The organism is Paraglaciecola aquimarina (assembly GCF_032464635.1).
Taxonomy (GTDB): Bacteria; Pseudomonadota; Gammaproteobacteria; order Enterobacterales; family Alteromonadaceae; genus Paraglaciecola; species Paraglaciecola aquimarina.
The window spans coordinates 4,493,470-4,510,869 of record NZ_JAWDIO010000002.1 but is presented as its reverse complement, the minus strand read 5'-3'; the positions used below and the strand labels follow the sequence as shown (position 1 = coordinate 4,510,869).

18 protein-coding genes and 2 pseudogenes are annotated in these 17,400 nt (G+C 41.4%); 13 read left to right on the top strand and 7 right to left on the bottom strand.

All coding sequences use genetic code 11. The annotated features are described in order from the left end of the window. Positions 1 to 78 precede the first annotated feature (78 nt). From cynS to RS130_RS22385, 3 genes are read left to right on the top strand one after another with little or no spacing between them, the layout of a single operon-like run. Positions 79 to 522: a cyanase gene (gene cynS, locus RS130_RS22395; protein ID WP_316027763.1), complete on the top strand. Its 444-nt coding sequence runs from the start codon at positions 79 to 81 to the stop codon at positions 520 to 522. A 33-nt stretch (positions 523 to 555) separates the two neighbouring features. Then, on the top strand, positions 556 to 858 hold the full coding sequence (locus RS130_RS22390) for a hypothetical protein (protein WP_316027762.1): 303 nt from the start codon (positions 556 to 558) through the stop codon (positions 856 to 858). Beyond that, a complete protein-coding gene (locus RS130_RS22385; RefSeq protein WP_316027761.1) occupies positions 830 to 2,293 on the top strand; it encodes a bifunctional protein-serine/threonine kinase/phosphatase in 1,464 nt (487 codons plus the stop codon). Before RS130_RS22390 ends, RS130_RS22385 begins: the two co-directional genes overlap by 29 nt. A gap of 371 nt (positions 2,294 to 2,664) precedes the next feature. On the opposite strand, the gene RS130_RS22380 is transcribed toward RS130_RS22385, so the two are convergent. Then, positions 2,665 to 3,849 carry a dipeptidase gene (locus tag RS130_RS22380; RefSeq protein ID WP_316028125.1) on the bottom strand — a complete coding sequence of 395 codons (1,185 nt, stop codon included), beginning with the start codon at positions 3,847 to 3,849 and terminating at the stop codon, positions 2,665 to 2,667. Positions 3,850 to 4,344: 495 nt separating this feature from the next. Between RS130_RS22380 and RS130_RS22375 the strand changes: the two are divergent. After that, positions 4,345 to 5,109: pseudogene (locus RS130_RS22375) on the top strand (SapC family protein). Between the two features lie 94 nt (positions 5,110 to 5,203). On the opposite strand, the gene gpsA reads toward RS130_RS22375, so the two are convergent. Genes gpsA through RS130_RS22355 form a run of 4 tightly spaced genes read right to left on the bottom strand, consistent with a single transcriptional unit; the run spans position 5,204 to position 7,473 of the window. Then, positions 5,204 to 6,199 carry an NAD(P)H-dependent glycerol-3-phosphate dehydrogenase gene (gpsA, locus tag RS130_RS22370; protein ID WP_316027760.1) on the bottom strand — a complete coding sequence of 332 codons (996 nt, stop codon included), beginning with the start codon at positions 6,197 to 6,199 and terminating at the stop codon, positions 5,204 to 5,206. Positions 6,200 to 6,214: 15 nt separating this feature from the next. Then, on the bottom strand, positions 6,215 to 6,724 hold the full coding sequence (secB, locus tag RS130_RS22365) for a protein-export chaperone SecB (protein WP_316027759.1): 510 nt from the start codon (positions 6,722 to 6,724) through the stop codon (positions 6,215 to 6,217). 26 nt (positions 6,725 to 6,750) lie between these two features. Continuing rightward, on the bottom strand, positions 6,751 to 7,005 hold the full coding sequence (gene grxC, locus RS130_RS22360) for a glutaredoxin 3 (RefSeq protein WP_316027758.1): 255 nt from the start codon (positions 7,003 to 7,005) through the stop codon (positions 6,751 to 6,753). A gap of 42 nt (positions 7,006 to 7,047) precedes the next feature. Continuing rightward, complete coding sequence (locus RS130_RS22355) at positions 7,048 to 7,473, bottom strand: rhodanese-like domain-containing protein (protein ID WP_316027757.1); 426 nt, start codon at positions 7,471 to 7,473, stop codon at positions 7,048 to 7,050. A gap of 224 nt (positions 7,474 to 7,697) precedes the next feature. Here RS130_RS22355 and gpmI point away from each other — a divergent pair, with 224 nt between their 5' ends. The 6 genes and pseudogenes from gpmI to RS130_RS22320 all read left to right on the top strand — a co-directional run bounded on the left by gpmI (position 7,698) and on the right by RS130_RS22320 (position 12,941). Continuing rightward, positions 7,698 to 9,233, top strand: coding sequence for a 2,3-bisphosphoglycerate-independent phosphoglycerate mutase (gene gpmI / locus RS130_RS22350; RefSeq protein WP_316027756.1), 1,536 nt, complete (start codon positions 7,698 to 7,700; stop codon positions 9,231 to 9,233). A 70-nt stretch (positions 9,234 to 9,303) separates the two neighbouring features. Continuing rightward, positions 9,304 to 10,407 carry a murein hydrolase activator EnvC family protein gene (locus RS130_RS22345; protein WP_428982881.1) on the top strand — a complete coding sequence of 368 codons (1,104 nt, stop codon included), beginning with the start codon at positions 9,304 to 9,306 and terminating at the stop codon, positions 10,405 to 10,407. A gap of 48 nt (positions 10,408 to 10,455) precedes the next feature. After that, positions 10,456 to 10,770 (top strand): divergent polysaccharide deacetylase family protein, encoded by a 315-nt coding sequence (locus RS130_RS22340; RefSeq protein WP_316028145.1) that lies wholly within the window; start codon positions 10,456 to 10,458, stop codon positions 10,768 to 10,770. Further along, a pseudogene (locus RS130_RS22335) lies at positions 10,700 to 11,241 on the top strand (divergent polysaccharide deacetylase family protein). Before RS130_RS22340 ends, RS130_RS22335 begins: the two are co-directional and overlap by 71 nt. A gap of 9 nt (positions 11,242 to 11,250) precedes the next feature. Beyond that, a complete protein-coding gene (locus RS130_RS22325) occupies positions 11,251 to 12,186 on the top strand; it encodes a DUF808 domain-containing protein (RefSeq protein ID WP_316027753.1) in 936 nt (311 codons plus the stop codon). 335 nt (positions 12,187 to 12,521) lie between these two features. Beyond that, positions 12,522 to 12,941, top strand: coding sequence for a MerC domain-containing protein (locus tag RS130_RS22320; protein ID WP_316027752.1), 420 nt, complete (start codon positions 12,522 to 12,524; stop codon positions 12,939 to 12,941). Positions 12,942 to 13,425: 484 nt separating this feature from the next. Here the strand turns inward: RS130_RS22320 and RS130_RS22315 are convergent, their stop codons facing one another. Beyond that, on the bottom strand, positions 13,426 to 13,944 hold the full coding sequence (locus RS130_RS22315; protein WP_316027751.1) for a TetR/AcrR family transcriptional regulator: 519 nt from the start codon (positions 13,942 to 13,944) through the stop codon (positions 13,426 to 13,428). Positions 13,945 to 14,085: 141 nt separating this feature from the next. On the opposite strand from RS130_RS22315, the gene RS130_RS22310 reads away from it, so the two are divergent. Genes RS130_RS22310 through RS130_RS22305 form a run of 3 tightly spaced genes read left to right on the top strand, consistent with a single transcriptional unit; the run spans position 14,086 to position 15,854 of the window. After that, positions 14,086 to 14,736 (top strand): peroxiredoxin-like family protein, encoded by a 651-nt coding sequence (locus RS130_RS22310; RefSeq protein ID WP_316027750.1) that lies wholly within the window; start codon positions 14,086 to 14,088, stop codon positions 14,734 to 14,736. Between the two features lie 18 nt (positions 14,737 to 14,754). Then, a complete protein-coding gene (locus RS130_RS24015; RefSeq protein ID WP_428982829.1) occupies positions 14,755 to 15,042 on the top strand; it encodes a hypothetical protein in 288 nt (95 codons plus the stop codon). Between the two features lie 53 nt (positions 15,043 to 15,095). Then, positions 15,096 to 15,854 carry an L-dopachrome tautomerase-related protein gene (locus tag RS130_RS22305; protein ID WP_428982828.1) on the top strand — a complete coding sequence of 253 codons (759 nt, stop codon included), beginning with the start codon at positions 15,096 to 15,098 and terminating at the stop codon, positions 15,852 to 15,854. A gap of 851 nt (positions 15,855 to 16,705) precedes the next feature. Here RS130_RS22305 and RS130_RS22300 read toward each other — a convergent pair. Further along, positions 16,706 to 17,398 (bottom strand): glycerophosphodiester phosphodiesterase, encoded by a 693-nt coding sequence (locus RS130_RS22300; protein ID WP_316027749.1) that lies wholly within the window; start codon positions 17,396 to 17,398, stop codon positions 16,706 to 16,708. Positions 17,399 to 17,400: the final 2 nt, after the last annotated feature.

Below are 17,400 nucleotides of genomic sequence, written 5' to 3'. Positions count from 1 at the left end.
AAGCTTGCTGACTGTTAGTTATACGGTCAGCGAGCTTATTCTATTTATTATGAAATCTATATTAGTTAGGAGATACCAATGAATCGCAATGAAGTAACTGAACTTATAGTATTGCAAAAGCAAGTTAAGAACCTTACGTGGCCACAACTGGCTGCAGCGGTAGGGCAAAGTAAAGAGTGGACCACCGCAGCCTTATTGGGGCAAATGACCCTCACAAGTGAACAAGCTAATGCGGTAGGCGAACTATTGGAGTTGCCAGCGGCAGCTGTAGCACAGTTACAGGTTGTGCCTTATAAAGGTTCTTTGCCGACCGCGGTACCAACCGACCCACTTATTTATCGTTTTTACGAATTGATCAGTGTGTATGGCACCACATTTAAAGCACTGATCCATGAAGAGTTTGGCGATGGGATCATGAGTGCCATCGATTTTGATATGGACTTAAGCCGTAAAGAAGATCCCAAAGGCGATAGGGTAAAAATCACCATGACAGGTAAATTTCTGCCTTATAGAAGCTATTAATTTTATTGTCTTAGTCACTAAGGATCTCGCACCATGCCCAGTCAATTATCGGTAACGGTTGGTCAGTATTCTGATAAAGGCCGAAAGGCCGAAAATCAGGACTTTTGTGGCGTGATGGTGCCGAACGAGCCACAACTATCAACTAAGGGGATTGTGGCAGCTATAGCTGACGGGATCAGCAGTAGTAAAGTGAGTCATATTGCTAGTGAGTCGTCCGTAAGAAGCTTACTTGACGACTATTTTTGTACCTCAGAAACATGGTCGGCTAAAAAGTCGGCCATGCAAGTACTTAAAGCAAACAACACCTGTGTTGCATTCGCAAACCCAAAAAAGTGAACATCGCTTTGATAAAAACAAAGGGTATGTGTGCACCTTAAGCGCAGTCATAATTAAATCTACCACTGCCTATCTTTTTCATTTAGGTGACAGCCGAATTTATCATATTCGAAACGGTTCTCCTCAACAATTGACCGAAGATCATCGTACTTGGGTGTCGAGTGAGCAAAGTTACTTGAGCCGTGCCATGGGGATCTTTCCACAACTTGAGCTCGACTACTCGTCTCTAGCAATCGAAATTGATGACGTATTTATTTTAGCGACAGACGGAGTGTATGAGCATGTACCGATGGATATACTTCAAGCATTTATTCAAGAAAACTTGGATGATCTACATTCTGCAGCCAAATTAATTGGCGACTATGCCTACTCGAACGGCAGTACCGATAACCTGAGTGTGCAAATTGTGCGTGTTGACTCGCTCCCTAGTCAAGATGCACAAGAAAGGATCCAACAGTTAACAGAGCTGCCTTTTCCTCCAGCTTTAGCTATAAGAGCTGATTTTGACGGTTTTAAGATCCTTAGAAATATACATAGTACAAGTCGAAGCAGGGTATATTTAGCGGAAGAAATTCAACAGGGTGTTGGCAAACCTGTCGTGATTAAAACCCTATCTGTAGATTTGCAAGACGATGCTGCAAGTGTCGAGAGGTTTTTGCTAGAAGAATGGATAGCAAAAAGGATTAACAGCGCCCATGTAATGAAGCCTTGTATTCAAACCAGAAAAAGAGATTACCTGTATACGGCGTTTGAGTTTATTGAAGGACAAACACTCACACAATGGATGGTAGACAATCCCAAGCCTAGTTTACAAGCGGTACGGGAAATAGTGGGGCAAATTGCTAAGGGCTTACAAGCCTTTCACCGTTTAGAAATGATCCATCAAGATTTACGCCCCGAGAATATTATGATTGATAATTCAGGTGTGGTGAAAATCATTGACTTTGGTTCGACTAAAGTAGCTGGGTTAATGGAAATGACCAGTCCCATCGCTCAACAAAATATTTTAGGTACTGCCCAGTACACGGCGCCAGAATATTTCTTAGGTGAGGTAGGCGCACCGCGTTCAGATTTATTTTCACTTGCGGTAATCACCTACCAAATGCTAACCGGTAAATTACCTTTTGGTGCAGAAGTGGCTAAAACTCGCACTAAATCTGCGCAGGATAAGCTCAGATACCGAACCGCGTTACATGATGACAGAGAGATACCAGCTTGGGTAGACGATACGCTTAAAAAGGCGTTACAGCCCAATCCGCTAAAACGTTATCAAGAATTATCTGAATTTGTTTTTGATTTGAGTCAGCCCAGCCAGAGTTTTTTAAGTAAGAATAAACCGCCGCTTTTAGAACGGGATCCTGTTAAGTTTTGGCAGGGTATCAGTGCTATCTTGGTGGTGATCATCTTATTTTTACTATCCCACAAAAGTACTTGATTACATAACCTGAGTTCTGGATAAGAAGTATCGCGTGATCTAAACACTAGTTTACGCTAAGCAATATCAAATAATTCAATTGCTTAATATGTCTTTGTCTACATAACCTCAGCTAAATGTCACTCGGTAACGAAGTTGTTCGTGTATAGCAACGCGGATTGTTGTACCCAATAACGTGTTATTGCTAAACAATCCAACGCCGCTAGATACAAAAAGAGCGTTATCCAGAAGTTCGGCTTATCCAGGATTCAGGTTACATAGATGTTGCGGGTGCAGTTTACGTATAATCTACACCCATAACAAATATGAAAAAAGCCTCGTATCAACGAGGCCATTTGGGGTTTTTATACTTGTTAGAAAGTACCAGAAGGTTAGAACTTAGAGGCGTAATCCTCGTTTTCTTGCCAAACACGTAAAAAGTTTTTGCCTAGAATTTTAATGATATCTTCATCACTGTAATCTCTATCCAATAGCCCTTGCACCAAATTGGGGTAGGTTGAAACATCTTTCAGGTCAACAGGTAATGAGTCACCTACACCGTCATAATCTGAACCAATACCTACATGATCAATGCCTATTAACTCAACCACATGATCAATGTGATCCAATACACTGTCTAATGTCGCATAAGGCAGAGGGTTTTCTTTAACGTAGTTACCAGAGAAGCTCTTATAGGCTTCACTATCTTTGCCTAGCTTTTGTTCTGCGGCTTTAAAATCGGCCCCACGTTTTTTACTCCATGCATTGGCCCCTTTAGTGACAAAGGTTGAGCCAAAATTAATTTGAATTACGCCGCCATTCTTACCCAGCGCTTTAATCATTTTATCGTCCATATTACGTTCAAACCCTAGGGTAAATTTACGCAATGAAGAATGTGAAGCAATAACTGGGGTTTGACTGATTTCAATGGCTTGGTAAAAAGCATCGTCTGAGACATGGGAAATATCTACCAATATGCCCAGTTTGTTCATTTCGGCAATCAACTCTTTGCCAAATGGGCTAAGGCCTTTCCATTGGCGGCGTAGGTCGTAGCTTGAATCAGAAATGTGGTTGCTTTGAGAATGTGCCAAGGTGATGTAGCGGATCCCTCGCTTGTAAAAGTGCTGTAAGTTCGCTAAGTCGCCCTGGATAGGTGAACCATTTTCCATGCCCATCGGTAGAGAAATTAATCCTTTTGCAAACTGTTGTCTTACATCTTCTGGGCTACGGGCAATGGCAAATTTGTCTGGAGCTCTACCGACTATCGCTTCTACATAATCGATTAATTTGTCAGCTAACATGATTGATTGATCTGAATTGTCTAAAGTGGCTGGAATGTACACAGACATAAAAGGCGCATTTAGTCCGCCTTGCACCGCTCTAGGATAATCAAAATCACCATTCTTGGTTGCTTGAGTGACGTCTTCCCATTTTTTATTTATGCGATAAGGCACATCAATATGAGTGTCGACCAGAATATTTTCTTGAGCTAATTTTTTAGCTTTCTCGGTTACAGTAATAGCTTGAGACTGCGTGCTGGCCAGTACACTAATTGCCAAAGCGCAACTGGTTGTCATTTTTTTAAATAAACAAGGTTTCAAAACGGATGTCTCCTGCTAGTAGGGTTTTGACATGAGGGAAATTCCCCATTGATTTTCAGTCTATAGATCAGGCTGAAAAAGTAAATGTTCGATTGTTTGTCTAGCGGTAAGTTTTGCGTCTGTTTTCCCAAAAGACGTAACACTTGCCTAACAGAAACGCCTCAGCGGCTTTTGCCCTGTGCTGAGAGTCTTTCATGGGCTTGCTCCGCTCTTGCAGACGATACTTTGTGTAAAATCGTTGGATGCTTTTTGAGCGAGTATTAATCAATATGAACTGGACTGGGTCTCACTGGCTGACAAAGGCTGATTATGTTCAACTTTTTTTAACAATTTACTTTAGCCTATTGAATAATAATCCTAAGTCCCCAAATTAGTTGCACAGCGGTTATGTTTTCCTTAAATATGTGGCAAAACATAACTAACATTCACAAGTGAATACTTGGATTACTTTAAAATATAGAGAAAACTTCAATGACTACGAATTATGTTCCATTAGACAAAGAAAAACATAAAGCACTTCGCGTAAAATTAAGCAATGAATTTGCACATGCTAAAGATGCGCATTTAGCTGCAGCTTCTATTTTGGAATATGCACAAATTGCTAGTTGTATGCCAATCGTATTTATTACTGATCCAAAAAGTAACACTACTCATTCTGTCGCCATGCTAGGAATTGAGCAAGGCGTAAACTTGTTTATGAAAGACAACAAGTGGACAGGGCATGTTGTTCCTTTAAATGTTCAACGATACCCTTTTGACGTGCGCCCTGATGGCGACAAGTTAGGTGTCTACATTGACGAAAACTGTGACTTAGTGGGTGGCGAAGAAGGTGAGTTGTTGTTCACCGAAGAAGGGGGCCCAAGCCCGTATTTAGATAATCGTCAGAAACTTCTTTCTGAGCTTGCTAACAGTGAAATGGCCACGCAAAATTTCGTTAAGAAACTGATCGAACTTGACTTGTTAGATCCAATTGTCATTAATGCAAAATATGCGAATGGCTAGCAGCGCAACATTAATGGAATGAAGACCATTAATGAATCTCGCCTTAAAGCACTTAGCGACGAGACAATTCTTGAGCTACACAAAGCTGGATTCTTAGGCGCAATTTATGCGGTACTTATGTCTCTTGGTCAATTGAATCGTATTGTGCAGAATACTGCTGATAGTGAAAACCCAGTGCAAAACTTAAGACTACAAGTAGAAAAAGACGAAAAAGAAGACGCGCCAGCGCAATAACTTCTCTTCGTTAAAAAAGCCCACTATCAAGATTGATTAGTGGGCTTTTTTGTATTTGCTGGGCGCAATTTGCTTTGTTCTTGAGCGTATCTGATTATTCCATCGTTTGATCTCTTTGCAGTAGCGATAAAGCGGCTTCTTTAACCGATTTGCCCTGATATAGAACTTGGTAAATTTGCTCGCAGATGGGCATCTCCACTCCAACTTTGTTAGATAACACATGAACTTCTTTAGTGTTTTTATACCCCTCTACCACTTGGCCAATCTCGGCAATGGCATCTTCAATGCTCAGCCCACGTCCAAGGGCCAAACCAAAGCGTCGATTTCTAGATTGATTGTCTGTACAGGTTAGTACTAAATCCCCTAAACCAGACATACCCATAAAGGTACTTGGTTTCGCGCCAATTTTAACGCCTAACCGAGTAAGCTCTGCTAATCCTCGGGTTATTAGTGCTGTTCTGGCATTAGAGCCAAACCCTAAACCGTCTGCTAATCCAGCGCCTATGGCAATGACATTTTTAACTGCGCCACCTAGTTGAATACCAATAAAGTCATCGGTCCGATAAACTCTAAATGACTTAGCACAATGTAATTTGTTGGCAAACTCTTCTGCTAATTTTTCATCGGTCGAGCTGATAGAGATGGCGGTGGGTAAACCGGCTACCATTTCTTTTGCAAATGTGGGCCCTGAAAGTGCAGCAAGTGGAATATTGTCGCCCAATATTTCTACTGCGACTTCTTGAAGTAAGCGCCCAGTGTTAGGCTCTAACCCTTTGGTTGCCCAAATTAATCGGTGCTGGTCAGTGATAAAGGGCTTAATGAGAGTCAGTGTATCGGCAAAAGCATGGCTAGGCACGACCAGTAAAATATCTTGGTTATTGGCCAAAACTTTTTCAATGTCTGAATCAATCTCTAGCGCGTCGGGGAATCTAGAGCCGGGTAAGTATTTATCATTGGTTCTGGTGCTCGCCATGAGTTTGGCTTGCTGTGGATCTCTGCTCCAAAGAACAGTATCTATCTCGTTTCTAGCGAGGCAAAAAGCAAGGGCAGTGCCATAAGAGCCTGCCCCTAACACACAAACAGAGTTCATTTATATATGAACCAATTATGCGTCTAGTTTTTGTGGAGCTTGTTCTTTAGCTTGTTCAGCTCTTTGTTGCATGTACGCCGCAAAAATCTGATTGAAGTCTACTGGCGCTAGGTTTAACGGTGGGAAAGTACCACGGTTTACTAAGTTCGAGATTGTTTCTCTAGCATAAGGGAACAAAGTATTTGGACAAAAAGCGCCAATCATGTGAGCCATGTTTTGCTCAGGCATTTCGCTAATACTAAATACGCCAGCTTGTTGAACTTCACACAAAAACGCAGTTTCTTCACCAAGTTTCGCGGTCACTGTTACACTTAGCACGACTTCATACAGGTTTTCACCTAAAGGGGTGCTTTTAGTATCTAAGTCTAATTGTACTTCTGGTTTCCATTCTTTTTGGAAAATAGCAGGGGAATTAGGGGCTTCAAAAGAGATATCTTTAGTAAAGATTCTTTGAATATTAAATTGTGGACCTTGTGCCGCTTCTTGTGGAGCAGCTGCTTCATTTGGTTGATTTTCGTCAGCCATGGTATTTCCTTAAATGTATTGTGCGATTAAGCGAGTAGTGCGTCTAATTCTTTCTTTGCTTCTAAAGCAAACAAGTCATCGCAGCCGCCTATGTGTTGATTATCAATGAATATTTGTGGAACAGTATATCCGCCATTAGCTCTTTCGATCATGACATCACGCAATTCTGGATTTACATCAATTTCAATTTCATTAAATTTAACCTGCTTTTGCGTCAATAGTGCTTTGGCACGATGACAATAGGGGCAGTGCCCTTTTGTATAAATATCTACTTGGCTCATGTCTTTACCTGAAAAAGTTATCGGTTAAATGTTGCTTAAACACTACTTATTTATGGGCAGACTGGCAGCTTGCCATGCATTCATACCACCTTTTAAAACAGACACATTTTCGAAGCCTGCTTTAACCATCTGCGAGGCAGTACGTTTAGCTGTCATTCCCATTGCACAGACAACTATGATGGGTTTGCTTTTTAGTTTTTCAAGTGAGCTAAAGTCGGCTTTAGTGATTAATTCTGCTTTTATTTGCTGAGCGCCTAAAATATGACCTTTTTTGAAATCTGCAGCGGGTCTAACATCTAAAATATAGGCGTCTTCTTTATTTATCAGTAAGGTGGCTTCGTGAGTACTGAGCTCTTTCAATGAAGAAAGTTGGCTGGCTACTGTGGTGTAAATTATTGCTACGACAAGGGCTACAAATATTCCAGACAAAATATAATGATTTGTAACGAATTCTACCATTTGATCCATAACTAAGGGGTCCACTAAAAATATAACTTAAAAAAAGTGGGCAAAGTATATAGGTTTTGCAGTCAGAAACTAGCCCTTGATATTAAACATATGTACCGCAAAGAATAACTTATTGTTATCCATTTGGTTTTTTCAGGCTAATTGCAGATGACGAAGCAGGCGAGTAAGGATAAGATTAGCGGTAATAATCACCTCCTTAGCGACCATTGGATAGGAAATAGAATATGAGCGAAATGAAAAAGACCACAGCATTGATAATTTTAGATGGCTGGGGACACAGAGAAGACCAAGATAGCAATGCCATTGCTCACGCTAATACTCCTGTTTTAGATGATTTAGATAAAACCTGTACTCATACTTTGATATCAGGTTCTGGATTAGATGTTGGATTGCCGCCGGGGCAAATGGGTAATTCAGAAGTGGGCCACGTTAATTTAGGTGCGGGCAGAGTGGTATACCAAGATTTTACTCGCGTAACTAAAGCCATTGACGATGGAGAGTTTTTTGAAAACCCAGTTTTGCTTGAGCATCTAGATAACACTATTCGAGCCGATAAAGCCGTGCATGTGATGGGGTTGTTGTCTGCTGGTGGTGTGCATAGTCATATCGACCATATTTTTGCGATGATTAAAATGGCAGCAAAGCGGGGCGCTAAAAAGATTTATCTACACGGTTTTTTGGATGGCCGAGATACTGCCCCTCGTAGTGCTAAAGGACCCCTTGAGCAAGCGGATGCTGTATTTGCTGAATTAGGTTTTGGAAAAACAGCAACGGTAGTGGGTCGTTATTACGCCATGGATCGTGATGCACGTTGGGATAGAGTAGAAACTGCCTATAACTTGATCGCCAAAGCGCAAGGAAGCCAAACGGCTAACTCTGCTATTGAAGCATTAGAGGCGTCTTACCAAAGAGACGAAAACGACGAGTTTATGCAAGCAACAGTGATTGGCGACGCAGTGCCAATTGAAGATGGCGATGCAGTATTCTTTATGAATTTCAGAGCCGATCGCGCCCGTGAAATTAGTCGTCCTTTTGTGGAAAAAGACTTTGCTGATTTTGATAAAGGTGAACATATTGAATTAACTAAATTTGTTACCTTAACCCAATACGCAGAAAGCATTAAAGCGCCATGTGCTTTCCCACCGGTTGCGTTAACTAACGTGATGGGGGACTGGTTGGCACAGCATAATAAAACCCAACTGCGAATTTCTGAAACAGAAAAATACGCCCATGTGACGTTTTTTTATAGCGGTGGACGTGAAGACTTGTACGAAGGTGAAGAACGTATTTTAATCCCTTCTCCTAAAGTGGCCACCTATGATCTGCAACCCGAAATGAATTCTGCCGAACTAACTGACAAGTTAGTTGGAGCAATTGAGTCAGGTAAGTTTGATGCCATTATTTGTAACTACCCTAACGGTGACATGGTAGGTCATACAGGTAACTTTGACGCAGCGGTTAAGGCGGTTGAAGCTGTTGACGCATGTATTGCCAGGATCGTAGAAGCAATTAACAAGAATGGTGGAGATTGTTTGATCACGGCCGATCACGGGAATGCTGAGCAAATGCGCAACGAGTCTACGGGCCAAGCGCATACCGCCCATACTAGTGAACTGGTGCCTTTTATTCATGTAGGTAGTCGTAAAACTACTGCTCGTTCAGGGGGAACATTAAGTGATGTGGCGCCAACTATGCTGCATTTGATGGGCATGGAACAGCCTGCAGAAATGACCGGTAAACCTATTGTGACCTTGGATTAGTTTGATAGCTAATGTCCACAAAGGTAGTGACAAAAGGACAGCCAATGTTTGGTTGTCCTTTTTGTTCTCGATCTCGGCTATTTTATTGTCAGGCAATGTGTTGGCTCAAAGCCAAGATGATTTACAGAGTATTCAGCAACAAATTAAAAGCAAGCAAGCTGCGATTTACAAACAGTTGGCAGCGGCTAAAAAAATTCAAAATAACTTACAAAAAGAAGAATTAAAAATAGCTAGCACCGCTAAACAACTGAATCAGACACAAATTTCGTTAGCCAACATTCAGCAGCAACAAAAACAGTTGTTAGCGAAGCAGAAAGCCCATTTAGCTTCTATAGATAAACAAAAGTCAGCCTTGGCAAAACAAATTAAAAGTGCCTATATGACCGGTGATTATGACTTTGCTAAAATGTTACTCAATCAACAAAGTGCCGCTAATTTCGAACGCACTATTACTTATTATCAGTACTTGAATAAAGCTCGAAAATCGCAAATAGAGTTATTTAATGGTTTGGTTGAAGAATTGCAAATAGTCAACGCAGAATTAATTGAAAAACAACAAGAATTAGAAACCTTAAAAAAACGCCAATTGAGTCAGCAAAAAACGCTGACCACTCAACAAACCGCACGAGAAAAAACACTCAAGCAACTGCGGGCTTCAATTCAAAGCGACGAGTCGAAAGTCGCTCAGTTACAAATTAATGAAAAGAACCTAATTGATGCTATTGCCAAAGCCGCTGCGGCCGCTAAGGCCTTGGCAGAATCTAAAAAAACGGTGACCCTTGCTGGACTTAGTGCTCATAAAGGACGATTGATTAAGCCTGCTGAAGGTCGTTTGCGTAAAATGTTTGGACGATTGAGGCAAGGGCAAATTAAGTGGAAAGGCATTGTTATTTATGGCGAGGAAGGTAGTGCAGTGGTAGCTATTCACGATGCTAAAGTACTGTATTCTGATTGGCTGAGGGGCTTTGGATTGGTTACTGTACTCGATCATGGAAATGGTTACATGAGCCTATATGGCCATAATCAAGCCTTACTAAAACAAGCCGGTGACACAGTCAGAGCAGGTGAGTCAATTGCTTTGTTAGGCCAAAGTGGCGGTCAAAGCCAACCCAATTTGTATTTTGAAATTAGGCACAAAGGTAAACCGATAAATCCTACCAGTTGGTTAAAGTAGATTGTAATGCTGACTCATCTATTTATAATCTGAGTACTAGCTAATTGTTTGTTATCAAAAATAATAATTACCAAAATGCGTTTAATTTTCTTAACTGTAGTCATTCTTTTTTGTAGTCCAATTAACGCTGCTCAGGTTTCATTAATTATTGATGATATGGGCAATAATAAACGGGATGCTCAAGCTTTTTCATTGCCAGCAGAAGTAACCTTTGCGATTTTGCCGAATAAGCCCTTATCGATCTCCTTTTTCAGAACGCGCCGCGTTACAGCACAGAGAAGTTATTTTGCACATGCCAATGGAATCTTTGGCCAGAGTAAAACAAGAGAAGGGCGTTTTACTCTCAACCATGCAACCCAGTGAAATAATCCAAACGCTCAAGCAGGCTTTAGCGACCGTTCCCAATGCCGTAGGAATGAATAACCATATGGGCAGCCGACTGACGCAATTGTCGTTACCAATGTCTGTGACCATGGAGTATTTGCACAAACGAGGTTTATATTTTGTTGACAGTAGAACGACTCGCTTTAGTAAGGCTGAACGTATAGCGACCAAGCTCGGTGTGGTAAATACTAAACGAAATGTGTTTATTGATCATATAGTGAAAGTGGCTGAAATTGATCTCCAGTTCCATCGGCTATTAGCGTTAGCAAAAAACATGGACACGCGGTGGGAATTGCCCACCCTCATGTTGAAACACTCGAGTATTTAGCGGCTAATTTGGGCAAACTAGCAGCCGAAGGTGTGTCATTAGTTAAAATAAGTGATGTTCTCTCTACTTCGTCAGAGCTCGCTTCTGTTCAAAATTCACAGGCAAGTGAGCCTGCACTTTAGGAATATAAAATGGCAGCAGCAAATTTACTCGCGCTTATTGATGATATCGCCACCATATTGGATGACGTTGCCGTTTTGTCTAAGGTTGCGGCAAAGAAAACCGCTGGTGTATTAGGTGATGACTTAGCCCTCAATGCTGAGCAGGTATCTGGAGTTAAAGCCGAACGGGAGCTGCCTGTTGTGTGGGCTGTGGCAAAAGGCTCTTTCTTAAATAAGTTGCTCCTTGTCCCATCAGCTTTGTTGATCAGCGCATTTTTACCTTGGTTAATTACAGTGCTGTTAGTGCTAGGAGGACTGTACTTATGTTTCGAAGGAGTGGAAAAATTAGCGCATAAGTTTTTGCATTCTAAACAACAGCGCGATGCTGAGCACGCAGAAAAACTAGCGGCGATTGCTGATCCAACAGTCAATTTAGTTGAGCTGGAAAAAGCAAAAATAAAAGGAGCGATCCGGACTGATTTTATTTTGTCAGCTGAAATTGTGGTAATCGTACTTGGCACGGTGCAGGCCGAACCTTTTATGACTCAAGTCACCGTTGTGTCGTTGATGGCGATTGCTATTACCGTTGGAGTGTATGGCTTAGTGGCGGGCATAGTGAAATTGGATGATGCAGGCTTGTACCTATTGAAAAAATCCATCACCGGATCATTTAGTCAGCTACAGCGTTCAGTAGGCCGAGGGTTATTGATTATTGCGCCTGTATTAATGAAAACGCTAGCAATAGTCGGTACTGCAGCTATGTTCTTAGTCGGTGGCGGGATTATTGTTCATAGTATTCCCCTTATTCATCATGCAATCGAACCTTTACTTAAACAGTTTGAAGCTATCTCGGTTGTGTCTGCAGTGGCTCCTATTTTATTGGAAGGAGTAATAGGGGTGATTGCTGGCAGTGTCGTCTTACTAATTGTGACGAGTGCTATTAAGTTGTTTAAATCTGGTCGGTAAAAGAGCAGATAATTTTGATGGCAATTAGTCAACTTAGCGTGTGTTATTGCCTAGCATCTTCACTAAAAGCCAGTATTGATATATTACCCTTAAGCAAACTTCTCCTAAAGGAATGCCTAAGGCATGTTGCAATGGTTTTCACTATTGCCGAGGCATTATTCTCAGCCGCAAAACTGAGGATTGTCCAAAAAAGCAGACTGCAGGTTGGCAAAGGCGCCTAATATGGCGAGGTAAAATGTAGTTTTGCGCTTTCACAAGCACAAAAATTAAATAATTTTCTTGATTAACCCTTGAAATGTTATATTATAACGCTCCTAATTTTTAAGGTAACGTTCATGCGCGCAATAGAAGATAAATCACTTTTTGATAAACTAGGCATTTGGGCCTCTAGTTTGTGTGCCCTGCATTGTTTGGTGTTGCCAATTCTTATTCCTTTGGTGCCTCTTATCGGCGCGAGTTTTTTTGCTCAAGATTGGTTTGAGAGAATTATTCTGTCAACGTCAATGATTGTTGGTTTTTGGGCTTTATTTTCTGGCTTTTATCGTTATCACAGACAGATATACCCTCTATATAGTTTAGCGTTAGGCGGCTTGATTTATTGGAACAAGGATATATTAGGCGAGCAATACGAACCTTTTACTATTGCGGTTGGTGCGTTTCTCATTATCGCCGCTCATGTGACTAATTTGAAGTTATGTAAAAGCTGTCATAGTTGTGAATCAGACTCTGATTCAGGCTCAGGTTGTGCTAGTTAAGCATATTTTAGCCTGTTAGACCTCGTCATTTATCGTAAAATATAGTACTTAGCTACTCACTAAAATTTAAGATACCCATCTAGGCAATAGTCAAACTGCATGAAATACTTGCTATTTATTCATGCTAAGTGCTACTAAAAATCCACAAATTAACTGACAGGCACCCCTGTTAGCAGGGATCCAAATTCCCCAACCCTTGTCATCCCTGCATGCTGTTAGCAGGGATCCAAAATGTCGAATAGTTGAAAGTAACGACAACAGCAAAAAGCAAAACCGATCCCGGCTAAAAAGCACACCGGAATGACAGAGGTGGAGACTACCGGAATGACAAAGATGAAGACTACGGGAATGACAGTTAAAAACCCTGTCATCCCAGCATACTGTTAGCAGGGATCCAAGATTTTTATGGGTGTCTTAATTGGCTTTTTATGGGTGTCTTAATTGGCTTCTTTTAGCCAAGGTAACATGGATAAGATAAATTCATCTATTTCTTCGGGTTGATCTTTTTGATAGCAGTAAACACGAATTCCAAAATTACCAGCATGAGCTGCTTTGCATAATGTAAACTTTGTTCAATGGTAAATACTGTTGTTAGATTCGCACAGTAGTTCGCTTCAATTTTAGCAAACTCTTCGGATACATTGGTTAGAATTGACGCGTTATGGGCAGACAACTCTAATTGAGTTTTAACCAAAAAGCAGCCGCAATAGTCTTTCGCTTTTGCTTCTTCAAATAAATTCGCTAGTATCGATTTGATACCTTCAAGTACGCTTGAGCTGTGTTTTATCCTGTTATTTACATTATCAATAGTGGTCGCAGCGTAGCGACTAAGAGCAAGCAAATATAGCCCTTCTTTGCTTTCGAACTCTCGGTACAAGCTACCCGGGCGCAGTCCAGTGGCTTGCAGCAATTGCTGCATAGAAGTTCCGTGGTAACCGTACTGCCAAAATGTGTTGATCGCCTGCTCAAGTACTACATCTGCATCAAATTTTTTAGTTGCCATTATGCTCATTACTCTATTGATTACAGAAGTCATTTAATAACATTTTGAATGACTATTCAAATTAATATTGACAACAGCCTGCGAGTTAAATAATATTTTGAACGTTCATTCAAAATATTATTTAACCTTAAAGGAAATGACATGAATCTTAAAGAGCAATTGACCGAAGTGCGAGAAGCATCGGCTAGAAACATTCCTACTGATAAACTCTCTGTTATGCTCGCTGAAACTGAGATCCTAAAAGCAAGAGAGCTTGAGAAATACGCTCCTAAAGTGGGTGACGTTTTTCCTAGATTCGCTCTTACAGACCAACTAGGTAATGAAGTCAGTCTCTCAGAAAAGCTATCCCATGGGCCTGTGGTTCTGACGTTTTATCGTGGTGGATGGTGTCCATATTGCAACCTAGAGTTGCGTGCATATCAAAGCGTTCTTGATGAAATAAAAGCACAGGGCGCTAGTCTATTAGCCATTACTCCAGAGTTACCTGACGCGTCGCTCACAACGGCTGAAAAGAATGCGTTAACCTTCTCTGTCTTATCTGATCCTAACTCGAAGTTTTCTAAAACCTTAGGCTTAGTTTTCACCTTAGCTGATTCACTTAAACCTATTTACAGTAGTTTTAATATTGAGCTAGAAGCTCACAACGGCAAGGGCGTTTTCGAGTTACCACTGGCGGCGACCTATGTTATCGATCAAGCTGGCAAAATTGTATTTGCGGATGTAAATGCCGATTACACTCAACGAGCAGAGCCAAGAGATGTTGTTGAATCTCTTAAGAAAATTTGCAAATAACTAAGAGGGCTCTTCAAAATGACTCATTCATTCAAATTATTAGTATCAACTGCCATAATTGCGATTAGTGCATTGAATTTCAGTGTCGCAGCTGCAGATCAAATGGGTCAACTAGAAGTGGTTGCCAAACTTAATGCTGATACTCCTCCTGATAACATTGCCATTGGCTCAGATGGCAGGATTTTTCTAAGTATTCATGAGTTTTACAATAAATCTTTGCGATTAGTTGAGTTACTACCTAATGGCGTGACGAAACCATACCCAAATAAAGAATGGGCGTATGCACCTCAAAGCGGTAAACCTTAAGTGGTCTTTATGGTGTTCTTGGGCTAAATGTCGACTCCAATGGTATTCTATGGTTGCTAGACACATCTGGGCCTGAGAATGCTGGTCGACTAGTGGCATGGAACACCAATACTGAGCAGTTGCATAAGATTATTTACTTAGCTAAACCGATGATTACAAACTCAAGCTTTCTAAATGACTTGGCAGTAGATAGCAAGAACAATGCAATATACATTGCCGATACGGGTACTAGTTCAATTATTGTGGTTGACTTAGAATCAGGCGTTGTTCGTCGTGTATTGAAAGAATCGAAATCGACTAAAGCCGAAAACATTAATATGATCATTGATGATCAAACCGTTTATCTAAATGGCCAACCAGTTCGTATGGGTATTAACCCAATCACAATCGATAGTAACTTCGAGTATCTGTATTTTGGCGCGATGTCTGGTACGAGCCTATACAGAATTGAGACGAAAGCACTATTAGACGTAACTTTAACAGAGCAAGAGTTAGAAAAAAATGTTCAACGCTATGGTGATAAACCAATTTCTGACGGTATAACAATTGACCAATCTGGCAATGTATACATTACTTCCATTACAAAGAATGCAATTGGTTTTACAAAGCAGGATGGTCGCTATAATACACTTATTCAGCGTGAAGATTTGTCATGGCCTGATGGACTAGCGGTCGGCCCAGATAATTACATTTACGCAACCATAAATGAGCTACATCGCTCTCCGGTTTTGAATAATGGAAAAGACGGTACGCGAGGTGAATTCAAAATTGTTCGCTTTAAGGCTCTGTCTGATGCAAAAATTGGACGATAGCCCCCGTCATCCCTGCATGCTGTTAGCAGGGATCCATAATGCCGAATAGTTGAAAGTAACGACAACAGCAAAAAGCAAACCGATTCCGGCTAAAAAGCACACCGGAATGACAAAGATGATGACTACGGGAATGACAGTTAAAAAACCGTCATCCCTGCATGTTGTTAGCAGGTATCCAAAATGTCGAATAGTTGAAAGTAACGACAACAGTAAAAAGCAAACCGATTCCGGCTAAAAAGCATACCGGAATGACGAGATTGGAGCGAAACGGATTCCGGCTCATACGTCATCCCTGCATGTTGTTAGCAGGGATCCAAATACCCCAACCCCGTCATCCCTGCATGCTGTTAGCAGGGATCCAAAATGTCGAATAGTTGAAAGTAACGACAACAGCAAAAAGCAAAACCGATTCCGGCTAAAAAGCACACCGGAATGACGAGATTGGAGCAAAGCTGGTTTCGACTAAAAAGCACACCGGAATGACGAGATTGGAGCAAAGCTGGTTTCGGCTAAAAAACACACCGGAATGACAAAGATGATGACTACGGGAATGACAGTTAAAAAACCGTCATCCCTGCATGCAGTTAGCAGGGATCCATAATGCCGAATAGTTGAAAGTAACGACAACAGTAAAAAGCAAACCGATTCCGGCTAAAAAGCACACCGGAATGACGAGGTTGGAGCAAAGCTGGTTTCGGCTAAAAAGCATACCGGAATGACAAAGGTGGAGACGACAGGAATAACAGTTAAAAACCCCCGTCATCCCTGTATGCTGTTAGCAGGGATCCAAATACTCCAACCCCCGTCATCCCTGCATGCTGTTAGCAGGGAACCATAGTGCCGAATGGGGGCTATGTACGTAGTATTTGTAAGCTACGCTGTGGCGAGTTGCTGAATACTCCATCGACCTGCCACTCTTTTAGCTGGAGTAGCTCTTTTGGTTCATCCACCGTATAGACCATTATTTTTAGGCCTCTTCGCTTGGCATCTTGAACAAAGTGTTGATCTAGGCAAGTCATGTCTACATTCACCGAGTAGGCGTTAAGTGATTGAGCAAAGGCGGCGTATTCGACTGGTTTACTGGCCGTCAGTGCGGCTATTTTTATATGAGGAGCCAATTGTTGAGTTGCCAATAAAAGATGGTGGTCGAAAGACGATATAATAAATTGCTCAGCGGTAAAATTGAGGGATTGAATCGCTTGATCGATGATGTCGTGCAGTAACGCTACGTCGGTTATGCGTTTCAGTTCTAGATTGACTAAACAGCGTCCGTTAATCGCCTCAAGTAGTTGCCACAGGGTAGGGATGTTTTGGCCTTGTCCTGCGTCTAAAGCTTGTAGTTCAGATAGGCTATAATCCTTTAGTAGGCCCGTGCCATTGGTGCGCCTAGACATCTCTCGATCATGGAAAACAATAAACTCTTGGTCAACTTGTTGGATGTCTACTTCAATGCCATCAGCTTGTTGTTTGAGGGCTTCTTCAATGGCCGCAAGTGTGTTTTCTGGGGCGTCCGCACTGGCACCCCTATGAGCAAAAACTAACATGT

Coding starts and splice junctions, on each gene's coding strand:
- RS130_RS22310 (WP_316027750.1), top strand. CDS start 14,086: ATGAATCTTAAAGAGCAATTGACCGAAGTGCGAGAAGCATCGGCTAGA.
- secB (WP_316027759.1), bottom strand. CDS start 6,724: ATGGCTGACGAAAATCAACCAAATGAAGCAGCTGCTCCACAAGAAGCG.
- RS130_RS22320 (WP_316027752.1), top strand. CDS start 12,522: ATGCGCGCAATAGAAGATAAATCACTTTTTGATAAACTAGGCATTTGG.
- RS130_RS22325 (WP_316027753.1), top strand. CDS start 11,251: ATGGCAGCAGCAAATTTACTCGCGCTTATTGATGATATCGCCACCATA.
- RS130_RS22355 (WP_316027757.1), bottom strand. CDS start 7,473: ATGGATCAAATGGTAGAATTCGTTACAAATCATTATATTTTGTCTGGA.
- grxC (WP_316027758.1), bottom strand. CDS start 7,005: ATGAGCCAAGTAGATATTTATACAAAAGGGCACTGCCCCTATTGTCAT.
- RS130_RS22380 (WP_316028125.1), bottom strand. CDS start 3,849: ATGACAACCAGTTGCGCTTTGGCAATTAGTGTACTGGCCAGCACGCAG.
- RS130_RS22300 (WP_316027749.1), bottom strand. CDS start 17,398: ATGTTAGTTTTTGCTCATAGGGGTGCCAGTGCGGACGCCCCAGAAAAC.
- RS130_RS22390 (WP_316027762.1), top strand. CDS start 556: ATGCCCAGTCAATTATCGGTAACGGTTGGTCAGTATTCTGATAAAGGC.
- gpsA (WP_316027760.1), bottom strand. CDS start 6,199: ATGAACTCTGTTTGTGTGTTAGGGGCAGGCTCTTATGGCACTGCCCTT.
- RS130_RS22315 (WP_316027751.1), bottom strand. CDS start 13,944: ATGGCAACTAAAAAATTTGATGCAGATGTAGTACTTGAGCAGGCGATC.
- cynS (WP_316027763.1), top strand. CDS start 79: ATGAATCGCAATGAAGTAACTGAACTTATAGTATTGCAAAAGCAAGTT.
- RS130_RS24015 (WP_428982829.1), top strand. CDS start 14,755: ATGACTCATTCATTCAAATTATTAGTATCAACTGCCATAATTGCGATT.
- gpmI (WP_316027756.1), top strand. CDS start 7,698: ATGAGCGAAATGAAAAAGACCACAGCATTGATAATTTTAGATGGCTGG.